This window comes from Bacteroidales bacterium, from assembly GCA_017521245.1.
GTDB lineage: Bacteria > Bacteroidota > Bacteroidia > Bacteroidales > G3-4614 > Caccoplasma_A.
The window spans coordinates 1-17,041 of sequence record JAFXDI010000001.1 but is presented as its reverse complement, the minus strand read 5'-3'; the positions used below and the strand labels follow the sequence as shown (position 1 = coordinate 17,041).

The following is a 17,041-nucleotide window of genomic DNA, read 5'->3' as shown; positions in this document are numbered from 1 at the left end:
ACTTTCAAACATCTACAAAGTTAATATTTTGAATATATTTTTTAGTATCTTCGCACTATAAAATTCATCGCAATTATGAAAAAGAGAGTTTTGGTTACTTACAATATGTTCAGGGCCGGTTATGCCGAGTTGATTAAGAAGTTTGATGTTACTTTTCCGCCCGAAAGGCAAGAGTCGTTTACCTACGAAGAGGTGTTGGATATGATTGAGGATTATGATGTTCTGCAATCGATGTTCAACTTTAAGGTTGATGAGGCTCTTATGACCAATGGCAGGAAACTTAAATTAATATCGAACTACGCTGTTGGCTTTGATAATATTGATGTTGCATGTGCCACACGATTGGGAATACAAGTTACCAATACTCCTCACTCGGTTACCGAGCCTACTGCCGACCAAGCAATGGGTTTGATATATGCTGTTACACGCCGTATTGCCGAAATGGACAGACGCATAAGAATTAAAGGTAATGTTCATGTGGGATTGCTCGAAAATCTTGGACACTCGCTTTATGGTAAGACTCTGGGTATTATTGGTATGGGCAGAATTGGTTGCGCTCTTGCTCGTAGAGCAATGGCTGCAGGGATGAAGATTGTCTATACCAAACGTAATCGTATGAGCGAAGACGAGGAGCAAAAATATAATGCCACATATATGAGTAAAGAGGAGCTTTTGCAGTGTGCCGATATTGTTTCGGTTAATGCTCCTTATACTCCCGAAACGTTCCATATTATTGGAGAAGCGGAGTTTGAGTTGATGAAGCCTTCGGCAATTCTTATCAATACTGCTCGTGGTCCTTTGGTTGATGAAAAGGCTTTGGTAGTGGCTCTTAAAGAGGGTAAGATTTGGGGTACCGGATTGGATGTGTTTGAGAATGGCGATTACCCTTCAGATGAACTTGCCACACTCGACAATGCTGTTCTTAACCCTCATTTGGGTACTCAAACTATTGAGACTCGCAACGAAATGGCATTTGTTGTTTCGCAAAATATTATAAACTTTTTTGAGGGAGGAGAGGTGTTTAAGGTAAACCATATTTAGAGTTGTTAGTTATCGGTTTCACCGCCCCTGCGGGGTAGTTGTTAGTTATTAGAGTGAAAAGAGATGATATTATAGAGAGGTTGAAAGGTGTTGCATCTGCCGAGAAGAGGGAGGTGCAACTCAGATTTTTTAAGACTGGCGAGGGAGAGTATGGCTATGGCGACAACTTTTTAGGGGTTATGGTGCCACAAGTCAGGTTGATTGTTAAAGAGTGTGTTAACCATATTGATTTAACTGAGATTGAAAGCCTACTGCACAGCGAATATCACGAAGCTCGTCTTACCGCTCTATTGCTTTTGGTAAAGATGTATGAAGATAGTATGAATATTTCTATCGGACGTGGCAGGTCACGCCACTACACACTGAGTTACTCACCTGAATGTTTAAGGGAAAAGATTTTTAATATTTATATATCTAATACTCATTATATCAATAACTGGGATTTGGTAGATTTGTCTGCACCTAATATTGTAGGGAATCATTTATATAATGGGAATTGCTCTCTGTTGTATGAATTTGCTAAAAGCAACCACCTTTGGAAACAACGTATTGCTGTTGTAGCAACTCTTACGTTTATTCGTAAAGGGGAGTTTACTCACACCTACGCTCTTGCCAAACTATTTATGGATACTCGCCACGACCTTATGCAGAAGGCTGTGGGTTGGATGTTACGCGAAGCAGGGAAACGTGATGAAAACCAACTTCGCAATTTCTTAAACGAGTATAAAAACATTATGCCTCGCACAATGCTCCGCTATGCTATAGAAAAGTTCTCTCCAGAAGAGCGTAAAGAGTTTATGAAGAGATAATTATTTAGAATTATTAATTATAACATAAACTTTCTCATAACTCTAATATTTTATTTTTAGTTAATCTCTTCTCTACAAAGATATATTCTACCTTACTAAAAACCAAATATGTTTAAAGATTGTGGTTAGCAATCCGTAGTGATGTGCCATTATTCTAAATCGCTCTTTGAGTGATTTTACATGGTTGCGAGTGGTTGCTCCCTCCTCTAAATAGTTTACCATATACCCTTCAATGGGCGTGCAATGGGTTGCTTTTGAGAGTATCTTCACACACCAATCAAAGTCGGCAGAGAAGCGGTATTGCATATCGTAAGGCATTGCCAACTCTCGTTTGGGCAAGAAGGCTTGATGACACACCAACATCCCGTTTTTAAAACTGTTGCGTGTCAAGTGTTTTGGTGGACGTAAACGGCGTGGACGCAGATAATTTCTTTCGGTATCTACTATTGCTGTATCGCCATATATTACATCGGGGTTGGTTTTAGCTACATCGGCTATCTGTTGCAATGTATTGGGGCTATATAGAGAATCTCCTGCATTTAGGAACATCAGATAATCTCCCTTTGCCAAGGCAAGACCCTTGTTCATTGCATCGTATATGCCTTTGTCCTTTTCGCTTATTAAGTGTGTGGGAGTAACTCCGCTATCTGCTATAACTTTTAGGGTATTATCTTTTGATGCTCCGTCAACAATTATATACTCATACCCTTTAAAGGTTTGTTCCTTTACACTTTTAAGGGTTGCTTCAATCTCTTTTTCGGCATTATAGCACACTGTTATTATTGATATTACGGGTGTTGCCATTACTCTTGGTTTAGTAAACGTTTGTATAGTTCAATGTGTTGGGTTGCTACCTCTTGGGGCGACATTATTCTATCTATTTTTGCTATTGCACAATCTCGCATCTTTTCATCAGAGTTTTGCAATATCCAATTTATTCCTTCAGCAAAATCCTGAGTTGATGGGTACTCTGCAAGGTATCCGTTTTTTTTATGGTCTATCAGCATTGTTTGCCCAGCATTGTTGAACGACACAGCCGGTGTTCCACACGCCATTGCTTCGGCTATAACCAACGAAAGTGACTCATAATGCGATGGTACCACCACCACATCGGCAGCCGAATAGAGTTGTGCTAATTGCTCTTTATCTAACTGTTCTCCAACATATATGTATCTACAAGGGATGCGTTGTAAAAGCTCTTCATCATTTTTTATTGCACCAAAGAGCAGCAGTAGCAAATTCTCTTTTTCGCCACTCTCCTCTATTGCTTTAAAGAGCATATCTGCTCCCTTTATGGGATCGTTTAGTTTTGCTGCACCAAACGCTAATACCTTTTCAGTTGGTAATATTCCCAAACGTTGACGGCACACCTCTTTTGAGTGTGGGCGGAAGGTATTGGTATCCATCACATTGCAGATTACCTCTTTTGGGTTTGTAGAGGTTAATGCACTTCTGTTCAGGCGTTGTAACATCCAGTTGCTTATTGCTACAAATGTTACATTATGTTTATATAGGTTCTGTTTTTTATGCCATACTTTTGCAGCGAGGTCTTTATCAGATGAGGTTGCCAAATAGGGGCAATCTTTACACTCGGTTGTGTATCTGTTACACTCCCCTGCATGGTGGCATATTGCAGTTGCATACCACATATCGTGTGGAGTTATTACTATTGGTTTGCCTATTGCCACCAAACTCTCTATACCTTTTAGCGACACCATTCCCTGATTTACCCAATGGAGGTGTATCACATCTGCATCTTTTACTGCTTTGAGGTTTGTTATATCTGTTCCAAATAGTGCAGTTGATACTGTAAAGAGGTTTTTACGTGAGAAGCGGTTTGTTAGCCATATACCTAATCGTTCAAACAGAAATGCTATTTTGTATCTTATCTTGCCCCACAGAGTTTTTGAGAGTACCTCAACAGACTCTCCTCCTTCGCCCTCAGCAACAACAAGAGTTGCATCAACACCCTGTTCACAAAGAGCCTTGTGCAGACGCTGAGCCGCTATTGCTGCTCCTCCTCCACTCTGTTTGGTATTTATAAGGGCTACCTTCATAAGAATATTCGTTTTAGCATTGCAACTATTGCCACTCTCAATTTATTTGTATATGATGTACGTATCATATAGGTTTTACGCAACCTGTTTCGCATCTCTTTGTTCTCCTCAACGGGAGTTATCATTTGTGGATGTAACTCATCGGTATATAGTTTTACAGAGAACAAATCAGGGGTATTACAGTGTGTTGCTCCTGCACCAAAACCGCTGTTTGTTACTAATGGTTTACCTACATTTAGAGATAGCTTACGGCTTACAAATAGCGAGGCATTCCAACGTACTGCCCACGAGTTTATCTTGCCTTTGCACTGTTCATTTAACATTCGTGTAAAGTGATAACCCATATCAAACTCACGCTCTCTCTTCTCCTCTTTTATCTTTTCAAGAAGTTTGTTTGCGTCTGGTTCAAAGTAACGCCAACCTCTCTTCCATGTTGCCCATCCCCAACTATTGGCAAAACTTATAAGAAAGTTATCATCAAAAGTCATAGGCGAGGACAATACGTGCGAGTTTATATTTATCACCTCCTCAACATCTTCGTACATATCCAGAGCCTCGTTCATATAGGTAAGGAAGTGAGGAGATAGCACCAAATCATCCTCTAAGACAATTGCTCTGCCATGCTTTTCAAGCACCTTGCCAACTCCATATATCACACTATCGGCAAGGCCTCTGTTTTGTGTAGCCTCCTCAATGATTACCTCTTTAAAACCTGTAATGCTTTTTATATAACTTCGCACCGCTAAAACATCTACCATATCTTCACCACCCTTTGCGGCATCGGAGAAGATATACAGGATGCTCTCACTTGCCAAGTGAGATTGTTTTAACGACTCAATACACCTCTTTGTGTGCACTGCTCTACGATATGTAAATAGTATTATTGGTGCTGTCATTATGATTCAGGCGTTTTTGTTATTCCTAATTTACGTTTTGCCAACGACAGGCACTCCAGCCAAATCTCCATTTTAAAGAGTGCCACAATAGCAATATACGACAGTACAAATATTATTGTTGCCACTATAAGTTGCAACCAACTATTGCTGAGAAAAAGATATGTTACAAGCGAAACGAGTGCCGAAACAAGAGCCACCGCAAAGTAAGGGAGTATATCTTTCAAAAGGGTTGCTATCTTGTAGCCAGCCACCTTTGATGCCACTATTGCTGTTACCACAAGCGAAAGGACTGTATATATCACCCATACCCATATAAGGTTTATTATTGAGTTGCTCAGAACAAGAACAACGGCTATTGATAGCACAAGAAATATCTTCTTTGCAATTTCAAGTTTTAGGTTTATATCTGAACGCCCTTCGGTATTGAAGAGGTCATAATACAATATTATAAACGGAGAGAACATTCCTGCCAAAGAGAGAATCTGTAACATTGGCACCGATGCACTCCACTTTTCGGTAATAAGCGATATTATCAAAGGGTTTGCCACCACAATGAGTAACATCATTATGGGGAATATAAAGAAAGCAGTTGTTCTGATATACTTACCAAACACTCTCAAAAGACGAGGTTTGTCATCGTTTATAGATGATAACACAGGGAATGCCACACTGCGGAAAATGTTTGCAATGAGAGCAGATGGAATATCTTGCAGTTTTTGAGCCTGAGTATAAAATCCAACTGTTGCTGTTGAAAAAGATTTTGCAATGATAAGGGGGTAGATGTTATTAAAAACAGCATTGAGAACCCCTGTTCCCAAAAGGTTTGCACTATAACTCAAAAACTCTTTTATTGAGGCTATTGAGAATATCAGTTTAGGAAACCATCTGCCATAGCACCACAAGAGTAAAGTTTTAAGTATTGATAATCCAACAGTTTGAACAACCAAAGCCCACACACCTCCGTCGTTTGATGCCAACCATATAGCAAATGCAGATGATATGGTTAGAGCCACAATATTTATTCTGGCATACTCGGTAAAGCGAATCTCTTTAAACATTCGGGTTTGCTGTATCAATCCCAACGAGTTGAATATTATTGAAAGGAACAAGACACGTGAGATTGACACCAAATCGGGGATATCAAAGTAGTTTGCTATGAATATTGCCGAAAAGTAGAGTATCAGATAGAACACTAACGATATTATCAGATTGAAGAAAAATATTGTTGAGTAGTCTCTATCTGTTGCCCCTTTCTTTCGGATAAGAGCAGAACTGAAACCACTATCAATAAGTATGTTTGACAACACAATAAATATTGTCAAAACACCTATCTTACCATAGTCGCCAGGCATAAGGAGATTAGCGAGGATAATTCCAGAAACAAAATATATAATCTGTTGTCCGAACTTATCCACGAAACTCCATATAAGTGCCTTTTCAGTTTTTTGCTTTAGGTTCATTTCAGTTGTTAGTTGTTAGTTGTCAGTTAAAATTCCAACAACTAAAACTACCCCACTGGGCGGCGAAGCCGAAAACTAAAAACTCATAAATTATTTTACTTCACTACCTGGTGAAACCTCGCTGTTAGTAGTGGTAACAACCAATTTGTTATTAACAAAGTCTTCGGCAGAGAGTATCATACCTTGCGACTCTATGCCTTTAATTTTGCGAGGAGCAAGGTTTGCAATAAAGCAAACTTGTTTACCAACCAAATCTTCAGGAGAATAGTGTTTTGCAATACCCGAAACAATAGTTCTACCACCCAAACCATCATCAATCTTGAACATGAGTAGTTTATCGGCTTTAGGAACTTTAGTACACTCCAAAACAGTACCTACGCGAATATCCAATTTCAAGAAGTCTTCAAAATCAATGTTTTCTGCTATTGGGTTTGCCTTCTTTGCCTTTTGTTCGTTAGCAGCCTTTGTATCTTGCAGACGTTGAATTTGTGCCTCAATGGCAGCATCTTCAATCTTTTCAAACAGTAACTCAGGAGCGTTGATAGCAGCACCTTCAGCAAGAATATTCATCTCACCCAAACGACTCCAATCGCACTCTGTCATATTCAACATTTTGCGAAGTTTAGCAGCAGAGAATGGCAAGAATGGTTCAAATGCTATTGCAAGGTTTGCCGATATTTGCAATGCTATATTTAAGATTGTTGACACACGTGCCATATCTGTTTTAGCAAGTTTCCAAGGCTCAGTGTCAGCAAGATATTTGTTTCCGATACGTGCCAAGTTCATAGCCTCTTTCAGAGCATCGCGGAAACGATAGTTTTGTAGCAACTTCTCTATCTCCTCTTTTACCGATGCAAACTCTGCTATTGTTGCGTTGTCATATTCAGTTAACTCTCCAGCAACAGGCACTTTACCCTCAAAATATTTGTGAGTGAGAACAATGCTACGATTAATAAAGTTACCAAGAATTGCAACCAACTCGTTATTGTTACGTGCTTGGAAGTCACGCCAAGTAAAGTCATTATCTTTAGTCTCAGGAGCATTTGCAGTAAGAACATAACGCAAAACGTCTTGTTTACCGGGGAAGTCAACCAGATATTCGTGCAACCATACAGCCCAATTTCTTGAAGTAGAGATTTTATCTCCTTCAAGATTTAGGAACTCGTTTGCAGGAACATTCTCTGGCAAGATAAAACTACCCTCAGCCTTAAGCATTGCAGGGAAGACTATACAGTGGAACACAATGTTATCTTTACCAATAAAGTGAACAAGTTTAGTCTCTTTATCTTTCCAGTACAACTCCCACTTATCGGGCATCAACTCTTTTGTATTTGAGATATAGCCAATTGGAGCATCAAACCATACATACAACACTTTGCCCTCAGCACCCTCAACAGGTACAGGAACTCCCCAATCAATGTCGCGACTTACAGCACGAGGTTGCAATCCCATATCTAACCACGATTTACATTGACCGTAAACGTTAGTTTTCCACTCTTTATGTCCCTCCAAAATCCACTCACGAAGGAATGGTTCGTGTTGGTCAAGAGGAAGATACCAGTGTTTAGTATCTTTAAGCACAGGAACACTTCCGCTTATTGTTGATTTTGGATTTATAAGGTCTGTTGCATTTAGAGATGTTCCACACGCTTCGCATTGGTCACCGTAAGCATTCTCATTTTTACAGTGAGGGCAAGTACCTGTAATGTAGCGGTCGGCAAGGAATTGTCCAGCCTCCTCATCGTAGTATTGAGCCGATGTCTTCTCAATAAATTTACCCTCATCGTAAAGTTTACGGAAGAACTCCGATGCTGTTTTGTGGTGTATCTCAGAAGTTGTACGAGAGTATATATCAAATGATATACCAAACTCCTCGAACGACTTTTTGATTATTCCATGATAACGATCTACAATATCCTGTGGGGTAACACCCTCGTTACGAGCCTTAATTGTAATTGGTACACCATGCTCATCAGAGCCACCAATAAGAATAACATCCTCGCCCTTTAAACGTAGGTAACGAGTATAAATATCGGCAGGCACATACACTCCTGCCAAGTGTCCTATATGAACAGGTCCGTTTGCGTATGGTAACGCAGTGGTAACAAGTGTTCTTTTAAAGTTTTTCTCCATAGTATATATTTTTATTTATTTAATTTCAACATATCATCAATGTAGTTGCGGTTATTACTCAAGCGAGGCACTTTGTGTTGACCTCCAAGTTTACCTTTTGCTCTAAGCCAATCCTCAAACAACCCCTTTCGGGCTGGTACAATCTCAAGGCGATCAAGAGCAATACCTTTATAGCGTTTTGCCTCATAGTCAGAGTTTATCTCTTGAAGCGAAGCATCCAATATACGAGCAAATTCATCAAGAGAAGCAGGCTCTTTGTCAAACTCTATCAACCATTGGTGACGACCTCTGGTACCCTCCGACATAAAGACAGGAGCAGCAGTGTAGTTTGATATTACCGCACCAGTCATAGCACAAGTTTTAGCCAATCCCTTCTCGGCATTATCAACCATAAGTTCCTCGCCAAAGGCATTAATAAAGTGCTTTACTCGTCCCGATATTGTAATCTTGACAGGGTTTACACTCTCAACTCTTACGGTATCGCCAATCAAATAACGCCACAATCCGCTGTTGGTGGTGATTACAAGAGCATAGTTTTCACCCTTCTCAACTTCCCAATAGGGTAATACTTTAGGCGATGAACTTCCAATCTCCGACATTGGTATAAACTCAAAGAAGATACCAAGATCAATCAACAATAACATTGATTGCTCATCAAAAGAGTTTTGTACAGCAAAGAATCCCTCAGATGCGTTGTAAGTTTCAACGTAGTGCATCTTATCCGATGGGATAAGTTTTTTGTACTGCTCACGATATGGCGCAAAGCTAATTCCGCCATGAAAGAACAACTCCAAATTTGGCCAAATATCAGTAAGGTATTGTTTGTTGTTATCCTGCAATATCTTTTTGATAAGAACCATAAACCACGATGGCACTCCCGATAGATTTGTTACATTCTCGTTAACTGTAGTAACAGCAATCTTTTCGAGTTTACTCTCCCACTCCGACATAAGAGCAATCTCCTTTGACGGCACACGCACCTTATTTGCCAACTCTGGCATATTTTGAATAAGGATTGCCGAAAGGTCGCCACAATGGTAGTGACCTGCAAGATTACTTATCTCGTGACTTCCGCCAAGAATAAGAGCCTTGCCATCGAACAAACGGCTATTAGGGTTAAGATTAAGATATGATGCCACACACGATTGTCCACCTTTATAGTGGCAATCCTTACGAGCCTCATCACTAACAGGAATAAATTTACTTTTATCGTTGGTTGTTCCCGAAGATTTAGCAAACCATTTTATATTTGTATTCCATATCAAGTTCTGTTCACCAGCCAGCATACGTTCAACGTAGGGTTTAACACCTTCGTAGTCGATAACAGGCACACGCTCTGCAAAGAGACGGTAATTATCATTAATATCAGAGAAACCATATTTACGCCCTACCTCTGTATGCTTTGCCGCATCTAACAACGATGCAAGGAGTTTACGTTGAATATCCTCCCCATTATTAGTAAACGAATCAAGTTCTTTAATTCGTTTCAAGAAGAATGGTCGTATTAAGGATGTTAAGGTTAAGTTCATCTTTTATCTCTTAACTAAAAGTTTTTATAGTAATATTAAAAACATACTTTGCTTTAATATGTAGGCACACAATTACGCACACATACTAAATAACCTACAAATTTACAATAAATTTGCAGGATTGCAGATACTTTTAGTTGAAAAAGTTATTGATTAACGAGTATTAGCTCGTTGAAAGAGAAATAAGAAATAACTTTTCAGTTGTTAGTTGTTAGACAAAGGTGGCCAAGACCTAAAGTTCCGACTCATCAACCAACAATATTTTGTGGATATTTTTGCGTTTATCAAGTGACAGATTAAGACTATCAATCATAAAGGCATCAATAGAGCCATAAGTAACTTCAAGAGCATTTATAACATTTGCAATATCGCGATGGTTATTGTGGATTACCGAAGCAACAGCCTCACGAACATCCGTTGGCAGATGCGATATTTTTGACATTATACGCCCTTTGCAGAAATACTTATTTGCCCAAGTATAATCTTCATAAACTTCATCAATAGCCACACCTAACGAATAGAGGATAAACAATGAAGCCAAGTCGCTACAACCCTTTCCATAGTGCGATGATAAGATTACAGGATAGTTTGCTTCATCTTGCAAAACATCAAAGAGTTGAGAAAAGCACTGCTTTGCATCATCGGTAAGAGCCGAGAAGTAATAATCGTTAATAACCGCACGAGCATCTTGTGATGTGAAATCGCCTTGATAAACCCTTTTAATAATAGAGTCAACATCAAACGAAACATAAGGCATATAAACAACATTCTCCACGCCTAACTCCGATGCAGAATATCTACACTCATTCTTATCGCGATACTCTATAATTGTTTTGGGTGCAATATTTTTAACACGCTGAATATCAACAGTAGAAAGAGTATCCAAAGGACCAGTTCTGTAAATCATTCCCCACTTTGTTTTCTTACCAGATATACCCGAATATCCACCCATATCGCGGAAGTCGTATGCACTTCTAATGTACGATGCACGAGCAGCAACAATACGAGAGAAACAGTTATTAAAATCGAGCAGAAAATAGTGACGTTTTAGGGGATCAGGTGTAGGAAAAACCGCAACACCATCATCAGCATCGACAACCGAAACAGGATCTTGCCAAGTATCAAAGTTATCGGGAGAGTCAGAAACATATATCTTTACCTTACCCTCTGCCTTTGGAAATATTTCCCACTTGATGATATACTCATTATCCATAGTAATGTCGCACGACACGTTAGAGTCGTGTGTATGCGAAAAACAGGCAGAGAACAAAAACAGAATGATAATTGTTATTATAGCAAGGGGTATTTTTTTTATCATCGGCAAAAGGTATTTATATATTTCTTATTTTTCAGAGTTCTATTTTAAAGTGTCTAATTTCTCTTTTATAGAGTCTGAAATTACCTTTGCAAATATATTACATAAAGAGATATATAGTACATAGCACAACAATCATTTATATATAAAAATAACTGAAAATTGTTGTAATTTGTGAAAATATACCGAGTTTAGTAAATATTTGTAAAATTTATCATTTGTCTAAAAGATAGATGAACATACTACCATATGTAACAGGATTGGTCTGAAAGACCTGGGAGAACTTGTTCTCCTACTTAATAGCCGTAGGTTTTCAAACCTACGGAAAAGAGGTCCCTCATCCTCTCCGTCGGAAAGACGGGAAACGTACCACCCAAGCAGTAAAACATAGAGGTCCCGTCTTTGCAGACGGAGGAAGAATAAACATCAATAACCACGGACTTTGTCCGTGGCTATTCGTAGTTTCGCTTTGCTCAACATTGTCTTTCAGACAAATGATAGTAACCCAAGTTCTCACTCTGTTTTATAATTGTGGGGTTTTATTTTAAAGTAACTTTTCCACGTCTGGAAGACAGGGGAGAACTTGTTCTCCTACTTAATAGCCGTAGGTTTTCAAACCTACGGAAAGGAGAGCAACCATACCCACCGTCTGAAAGACGGGAAACGTGCCACCCAAGCAGTAAAATATAGAGTATCCCGTCTTTGCAGACGGGGGAAGAATAAACATCAATAACCACGGACTTTGTCCGCGGCTATTACGTAGTTTCGCTTTGCTCAACATTGTCTTTCAGACAACTTTATCCTAATATAATTGAGGTGTTCTTCCAATGTCCGCAAAGAGGGAAACACCTCCACGTATAATTTTGATAAGAATAAAATAAAATTTATCTTTGTAAATAAACTGTAAGTTATGAGTTTCACCCAATCCGTTTATCACATTGTATTCAGCACAAGAGAGAGAGAAAAGTTAATCTCTTTAGAGATTGAACGAAATATATACAAAATTATATATGACCTTATAAATGGATATGGTGGTCATACTTATAGAATTGGAGGTATGCCTGATCATATTCACATATTAGTTGATATATCCTCCAAATTAAGTCTCTCTAATTTTGTAAAGAAATTAAAACAAGAATCAAGTTTTATTATTTCTCAAAACAATATAATTCCCAAATGGCAAGGTTGGGAAGAGGGGTATGCCGCATTTTCATATTCCTCAAAAGAGATACCCATAGTTATTAATTATATAACCAATCAGAAAGAGCATCATAAAAAGATTTCTTTTAGAGATGAATACAGAGATTGGTTAATTGAAATGGGCGTATCTCCAAACGAACCATATTTCCCCCAATAAATAATTTCCCGTCTTTGCAGACGGAGGAAGAATAAACATCAATAACCACGGACTTTGTCCGCGGTTATTACGTAGTTTCGCTTTGCTCAACATTGTCTTTCAGACAAATGAGAATATCATAAGCAAGTAGAACAGTGCACGCTCTGTCTGCAAAAAAAAGGTTTGCACAAATGCAAACTTTTTTTATCCAATTAGGCTAATAACAAACAAAAACTGAGAAACTATCTTTTTGATATATAATTCTCGTACGACATACACACTTCGGTTGAGAAGTCGAGTGCATACGAAATTATTTTGTCCCAGCGGTCAAGAGGCAGGGTGAGTATCTCATCGCGAGTAACACCCTCTTTTGTGATACCATAAATAACTCCTGCATTAAAGTTATCTCCTGCTCCAATGGTGCTAATGGGGGTAATATTTGCACTATCATAGTGACGGTGCCCTTGTGGAGTAAATAACTCAACGCCATTAGCAGCGGCAGTGTATATGAAAATTGGGCAATAGAAACTTATTCTGTTGCGATATATCTTCTCGGCATCTGTCTCGCCAAAAAGATAGAAGAAGTCTTCGCTTGAGCCTCTCACAATATCGGCAAACTCAAAGTTCTCCAATAGCGAAGGCATCATCTGTATTGCCTTATCAGCGTGCGATTTACGAAAGTTTGGATCATAATATATAATTGTTTCTCGCTCTCGGGCATACTCCAAGAACTCCAATATCTTTGGACGTATGTCGGGATTAAGAGCATAGAACGAACCTAATAGAAAAACATCATTAGGATCAATTCTTGGCCACACTACACTCAAACGAGTATCGGGATAGTTGGTGTAGAATGTATATTGTGCATCGTTATTTTCGTTTAGGAATGCCAATGATAGTGCAGTTTGTCCGTCACAAAACATATCAACACTTGTGGTGTCTAAACCATTCTCTTGCATAAACGATATTATGCTCTTACCAACAGAGTCGTTACCCACCTCTGAGATAAAGTGAGCAGGAACGCCTAAACGGCCAAGTGTTATCATTGCATTAAATACGCTACCACCAGGCACACCCTTTGTGGGCACTCCGTTTTTAAAAACTATATCGTAAACGGTCTCTCCTATACCAATAACCTTTTGCATTATGCAGTTGTTTGTGTTAGCTAACAAAGATTCGTTTGTTAATTCTGTTCCTCTTCTCCGCGTGAAAGCACTCCTAAATAGCCTCCATGGTGGCGAAGTGCATACTTCTCTTTTGTAAAGCCTATTGCTTTCATTGTTCCAACAACCAATATATCACCTATTACGGTCATCATTGTTGTTGAGGTGGTAGGTGTCAATCCCAATGGGCAAACCTCAGCAGGATTTCCTGTATATAGACACACATCGGCACGTTTTGCCAACTCGCCATCGTTGTTACCGGTAATAACAATATATTTAAGCTCGGGACGAAGACGCGAAGCCAATATCAACAGTTCCAATATCTCACGTGTTTTACCTGAGTTTGAGATAACCAACATTATGTCGTTCTCTTGAATAACACCAAGATCTCCATGTTGAGCCTCACTTGGATGAAGAAATATTGCAGGTGTTCCTGTTGAACAGAACGTAGTGGCAATGTTCATTGCAATTTGTCCTGCCTTACCCATACCACTTGTAACAAGTTTACCACCCTTTTTGTTCACTTGTTCAACAATTAAATTAATTGCTTTCTCAAAATTGTCTGTAACAGGTATATTCAATATTGCTTGAGCCTCGCTCTGAAGCAACTCTTTTATCTCTTCTGATTTCATATTCAGGTGTTAGTTATTAGACTAATCTTCAAGTTCTTTTAAATACTCAATACACTCTTGTGCTGAGTTAAATACTTTATAATACTCTTTATATACTGTTGGAGCAAACTTTGAGGAGTATAGTTTCTCAAGGCATGCTATCAACTCATCAAAAATTCCGTTAGTGTTGCAAAATATCAGCTCCTTATCATGAAATCCCAATTTGCGTTGTGCAATGGTAGAGAAAGCCTCATCCAAAGTACCAAAGCCACCGGGCATAGCAATTATAATGTCGGAGTTTGATATTAGCAAATCTTTTCGCTCGCTCAACGATGTTGTAACAACCATCTTATCAAGAGCCTTAAAAGCAAACCCTCTATCAATAATAGTTTGAGGGATAACTCCAGTAACCGTACCACCGCTCGCCTTTACCGTCTCTGCAAAAACGTTCATCATTCCTTTGTTGGTACCGCCATAGACCAAATTCTTTTTATTAGAGCCAATCCACGCAGCCAACAATCGGGCATCATCAAAAAACGATTCCTCAATATCAACGTAAGAGGAGCAGAATATTCCAATGCTATTTATCATACTATTTGCGAAGATACTACAAATTTTTTAATAGTACGTTCTATTTATTAAAAATCCAGTCTAACGAGAAGTTATAATATATCATACGCATACCAATATCGGTAGGCTCAACGTGTCTGCCCACCTCAACCAAACAGCCTATTGTTCCGTCAGGCAGAATGGTTAGTGAAGAGTATGCACTCATACCATCAACCAATTGGCGTTTCACATCCCATGTTTTACCATTGTCGGTGCTGATATATATAGTAACATTCTCTCGGTCGGTTTTACTTGCGGGAACAGAGTGTATCAACAAATCCTTTCCACCATAGGTGTAACGCAAAATATCACCATCGCAGGCTGGTTCAATGAGGTTATCCGACACGTAAGCAGGATGCCACGTTTCTCCTTTGGTTTTTGATATGGCAAACTTTCGATAACCCTTTTCGGGATTACGAATACTCATTAAAATATCTCCGTTAGCCAACTCCACAACCTTTGCCTCATCGCCCCTGTTTGATGGCGAAGGTGTTGGCGAGTTTTGTGACACTTTCCATGTCTTACCAAAGTCATCAGAATAGACCGCATAGTTATGCAACGACTGATAGGGTTTTGCTGAGTGACGTGCAGCCACAACAAACATCAAACGTCCACTCTCCAACTGCAATGCGTGTCCCGAGCCTGCAAACATTCCATGCCCTGCCCTGTGGCCATACACACCTTTATAAACTTGCTCGGTAATATCGCGAGGCTCGCTCCAAGTTTTGCCCGAATCGTAACTCTCCGAGAGATAGAGACGTTGAGGCTCTTCGGCAGTTGAGTCCCATAAGCCTTTATCACCCACAAACACAGCAACAATTTTATTGTTTACAAAATCGGTAACAACAGCAGCATCGCCATACTTTTTACCAGTGAGCGAATCGCCACGAGCAACAGTAACAGCAGCCTCCCACGTTCTACCGCCATCGGTACTGCGACGAGAAACAATACTTATAGTATTGGGCAGATCTGTCAGAATATCTCCGCGCTTATCAGATATGGCAACCAACGCACCATCAGGGGCAGTTACCAATGCAGGAATACGATAATATTTTGAGCCATCTTGATTTAAGTCATACACTATGCTGTATGCCAAAAGAACATCCCTCTTGCAGTTTGTAGCCTCTAAGGGGTATGCACACCCGTCAATTGCAATAGAGGTTGGCATAGCAGTAATCGAGTTTCCCTCACAAGCCTCCTCCCTAACATCACAAGTGAGCCATAATACGTGATTGCCAATAGGCATTTTCTCACCAATAGGCATAACAACCGTAGCAGTTGAAGGAGTGGAGATCTCACCCAAAAGTAAGGCATCACAAAAAACAGTATCGGCAGTAGCAAACAGTTTTACACTTTTTATATCGGCAAGAGCAGATGTTCCGCTAAAATCAATTGTAATGTCATTAACCTTTGCTTTGCTCTCGGCAACCGTCATCATAACCCTGCCGAAAGGTTCATCAGATGTTCCTTTGCCTACGTATTGATTATAGTATAACTGATTTGAGGTAACAGTTACTTGCGATTTTGTGCATGCCACCAATAGTAGTAGCGAGAGTGTTGATAGTATAAAAAAGCACCTTCTCATATTATTGTTTTTTATAATGTTTATTTTTTTACAAAGATAGGGGTTTTATTTTAATTAGGAATGAGGAGTTAGGAATTAGGAGTTAGTTGTTGGCTGTTAGGAATTAGTTATTGGACCAATTAGACTAATTAGACTTATTGGACTAATTAGACAATAAAAATGGTTGCCCTCAAAAGGACAACCATTTTTCTATTTTGGCGGACAGAGCATGCTCTGTCCCTACTGCTTGGGTGGCTCTCAGTTTATTACCCCTCCGACTTACAGCCACCTCCCCTACATGAGGGGAGGTGTTTAAGAGTATACAACATAAAATGGATTACGTAATCCATTGGCGGACAGAGCATGCTCTGTCCCTACTACTTTTGATACCCGTTTTTGCGGACGTGGCGGCCAAGTCCCTACAACATTGGAGGCTCTCAGTTTATTACCCCTCCGACTTACAGCCACCTCCCCTACTTGAGGGGAGGAGTTTAAGAGTATACAACATAAAATGGATT

At 39.4% G+C, this 17,041-nt stretch carries 14 protein-coding genes; 3 read left to right on the top strand and 11 right to left on the bottom strand.

The window, feature by feature from the left end:
* Positions 1-75: 75 nt before the first annotated feature.
* A complete protein-coding gene (locus IKK64_00070) occupies positions 76-1,041 on the top strand; it encodes an NAD(P)-binding domain-containing protein (GenBank protein MBR4118456.1) in 966 nt (321 codons plus the stop codon).
* 53 nt (positions 1,042-1,094) lie between these two features.
* A complete protein-coding gene (locus tag IKK64_00065; protein MBR4118455.1) occupies positions 1,095-1,850 on the top strand; it encodes a DNA alkylation repair protein in 756 nt (251 codons plus the stop codon).
* 87 nt (positions 1,851-1,937) lie between these two features.
* Here the strand turns inward: IKK64_00065 and IKK64_00060 are convergent, their stop codons facing one another.
* The 7 genes from IKK64_00060 to IKK64_00030 all read right to left on the bottom strand — a co-directional run bounded on the left by IKK64_00060 (position 1,938) and on the right by IKK64_00030 (position 11,243).
* Positions 1,938-2,654 (bottom strand): glycosyltransferase, encoded by a 717-nt coding sequence (locus tag IKK64_00060; protein ID MBR4118454.1) that lies wholly within the window; start codon positions 2,652-2,654, stop codon positions 1,938-1,940.
* A complete protein-coding gene (locus IKK64_00055) occupies positions 2,654-3,907 on the bottom strand; it encodes a glycosyltransferase (protein ID MBR4118453.1) in 1,254 nt (417 codons plus the stop codon). The genes IKK64_00060 and IKK64_00055 overlap by 1 nt, the downstream gene beginning before the upstream one ends.
* Entirely contained in the window at positions 3,904-4,806 is a 903-nt protein-coding gene (locus IKK64_00050) for a glycosyltransferase family 2 protein (protein MBR4118452.1), read from the bottom strand. The genes IKK64_00055 and IKK64_00050 overlap by 4 nt, the downstream gene beginning before the upstream one ends.
* Entirely contained in the window at positions 4,803-6,263 is a 1,461-nt protein-coding gene (locus tag IKK64_00045; GenBank protein ID MBR4118451.1) for a lipopolysaccharide biosynthesis protein, read from the bottom strand. Before IKK64_00045 ends, IKK64_00050 begins: the two co-directional genes overlap by 4 nt.
* Positions 6,264-6,353: 90 nt before the next feature.
* Positions 6,354-8,396 carry a methionine--tRNA ligase gene (metG, locus tag IKK64_00040; GenBank protein MBR4118450.1) on the bottom strand — a complete coding sequence of 681 codons (2,043 nt, stop codon included), beginning with the start codon at positions 8,394-8,396 and terminating at the stop codon, positions 6,354-6,356.
* Between the two features lie 11 nt (positions 8,397-8,407).
* On the bottom strand, positions 8,408-9,925 hold the full coding sequence (locus IKK64_00035; GenBank protein ID MBR4118449.1) for a GH3 auxin-responsive promoter family protein: 1,518 nt from the start codon (positions 9,923-9,925) through the stop codon (positions 8,408-8,410).
* A gap of 232 nt (positions 9,926-10,157) precedes the next feature.
* The gene (locus tag IKK64_00030; GenBank protein MBR4118448.1) at positions 10,158-11,243 is read right to left on the bottom strand and encodes a tyrosine-protein phosphatase; all 1,086 of its coding nucleotides are present in this window, start codon (positions 11,241-11,243) and stop codon (positions 10,158-10,160) included.
* A 907-nt stretch (positions 11,244-12,150) separates the two neighbouring features.
* On the opposite strand from IKK64_00030, the gene tnpA reads away from it, so the two are divergent.
* Positions 12,151-12,597 carry an IS200/IS605 family transposase gene (gene tnpA, locus IKK64_00025; protein ID MBR4118447.1) on the top strand — a complete coding sequence of 149 codons (447 nt, stop codon included), beginning with the start codon at positions 12,151-12,153 and terminating at the stop codon, positions 12,595-12,597.
* Between the two features lie 221 nt (positions 12,598-12,818).
* Here the strand turns inward: tnpA and IKK64_00020 are convergent, their stop codons facing one another.
* The 4 genes from IKK64_00020 to IKK64_00005 are packed head-to-tail and all read right to left on the bottom strand — an operon-like array spanning position 12,819 to position 16,544.
* Positions 12,819-13,721 (bottom strand): carbohydrate kinase, encoded by a 903-nt coding sequence (locus IKK64_00020; GenBank protein MBR4118446.1) that lies wholly within the window; start codon positions 13,719-13,721, stop codon positions 12,819-12,821.
* Positions 13,722-13,759: 38 nt separating this feature from the next.
* On the bottom strand, positions 13,760-14,371 hold the full coding sequence (locus tag IKK64_00015; protein ID MBR4118445.1) for an SIS domain-containing protein: 612 nt from the start codon (positions 14,369-14,371) through the stop codon (positions 13,760-13,762).
* Positions 14,372-14,392: 21 nt separating this feature from the next.
* Positions 14,393-14,941 (bottom strand): TIGR00730 family Rossman fold protein, encoded by a 549-nt coding sequence (locus IKK64_00010; protein MBR4118444.1) that lies wholly within the window; start codon positions 14,939-14,941, stop codon positions 14,393-14,395.
* A gap of 40 nt (positions 14,942-14,981) precedes the next feature.
* Complete coding sequence (locus IKK64_00005; GenBank protein MBR4118443.1) at positions 14,982-16,544, bottom strand: exo-alpha-sialidase; 1,563 nt, start codon at positions 16,542-16,544, stop codon at positions 14,982-14,984.
* Positions 16,545-17,041: the final 497 nt, after the last annotated feature.

Bases quoted from the DNA above. Each gene is read 5' to 3' on its own strand.
- IKK64_00070 (MBR4118456.1), top strand. From the start codon at position 76: ATGAAAAAGAGAGTTTTGGTTACTTACAATATGTTCAGGGCCGGTTAT.
- IKK64_00060 (MBR4118454.1), bottom strand. From the start codon at position 2,654: ATGGCAACACCCGTAATATCAATAATAACAGTGTGCTATAATGCCGAA.
- IKK64_00055 (MBR4118453.1), bottom strand. From the start codon at position 3,907: ATGAAGGTAGCCCTTATAAATACCAAACAGAGTGGAGGAGGAGCAGCA.
- IKK64_00045 (MBR4118451.1), bottom strand. From the start codon at position 6,263: ATGAACCTAAAGCAAAAAACTGAAAAGGCACTTATATGGAGTTTCGTG.
- metG (MBR4118450.1), bottom strand. From the start codon at position 8,396: ATGGAGAAAAACTTTAAAAGAACACTTGTTACCACTGCGTTACCATAC.
- IKK64_00035 (MBR4118449.1), bottom strand. From the start codon at position 9,925: ATGAACTTAACCTTAACATCCTTAATACGACCATTCTTCTTGAAACGA.
- IKK64_00030 (MBR4118448.1), bottom strand. From the start codon at position 11,243: ATGATAAAAAAAATACCCCTTGCTATAATAACAATTATCATTCTGTTT.
- tnpA (MBR4118447.1), top strand. From the start codon at position 12,151: ATGAGTTTCACCCAATCCGTTTATCACATTGTATTCAGCACAAGAGAG.
- IKK64_00020 (MBR4118446.1), bottom strand. From the start codon at position 13,721: ATGCAAAAGGTTATTGGTATAGGAGAGACCGTTTACGATATAGTTTTT.
- IKK64_00015 (MBR4118445.1), bottom strand. From the start codon at position 14,371: ATGAAATCAGAAGAGATAAAAGAGTTGCTTCAGAGCGAGGCTCAAGCA.
- IKK64_00010 (MBR4118444.1), bottom strand. From the start codon at position 14,941: ATGATAAATAGCATTGGAATATTCTGCTCCTCTTACGTTGATATTGAG.
- IKK64_00005 (MBR4118443.1), bottom strand. From the start codon at position 16,544: ATGAGAAGGTGCTTTTTTATACTATCAACACTCTCGCTACTACTATTG.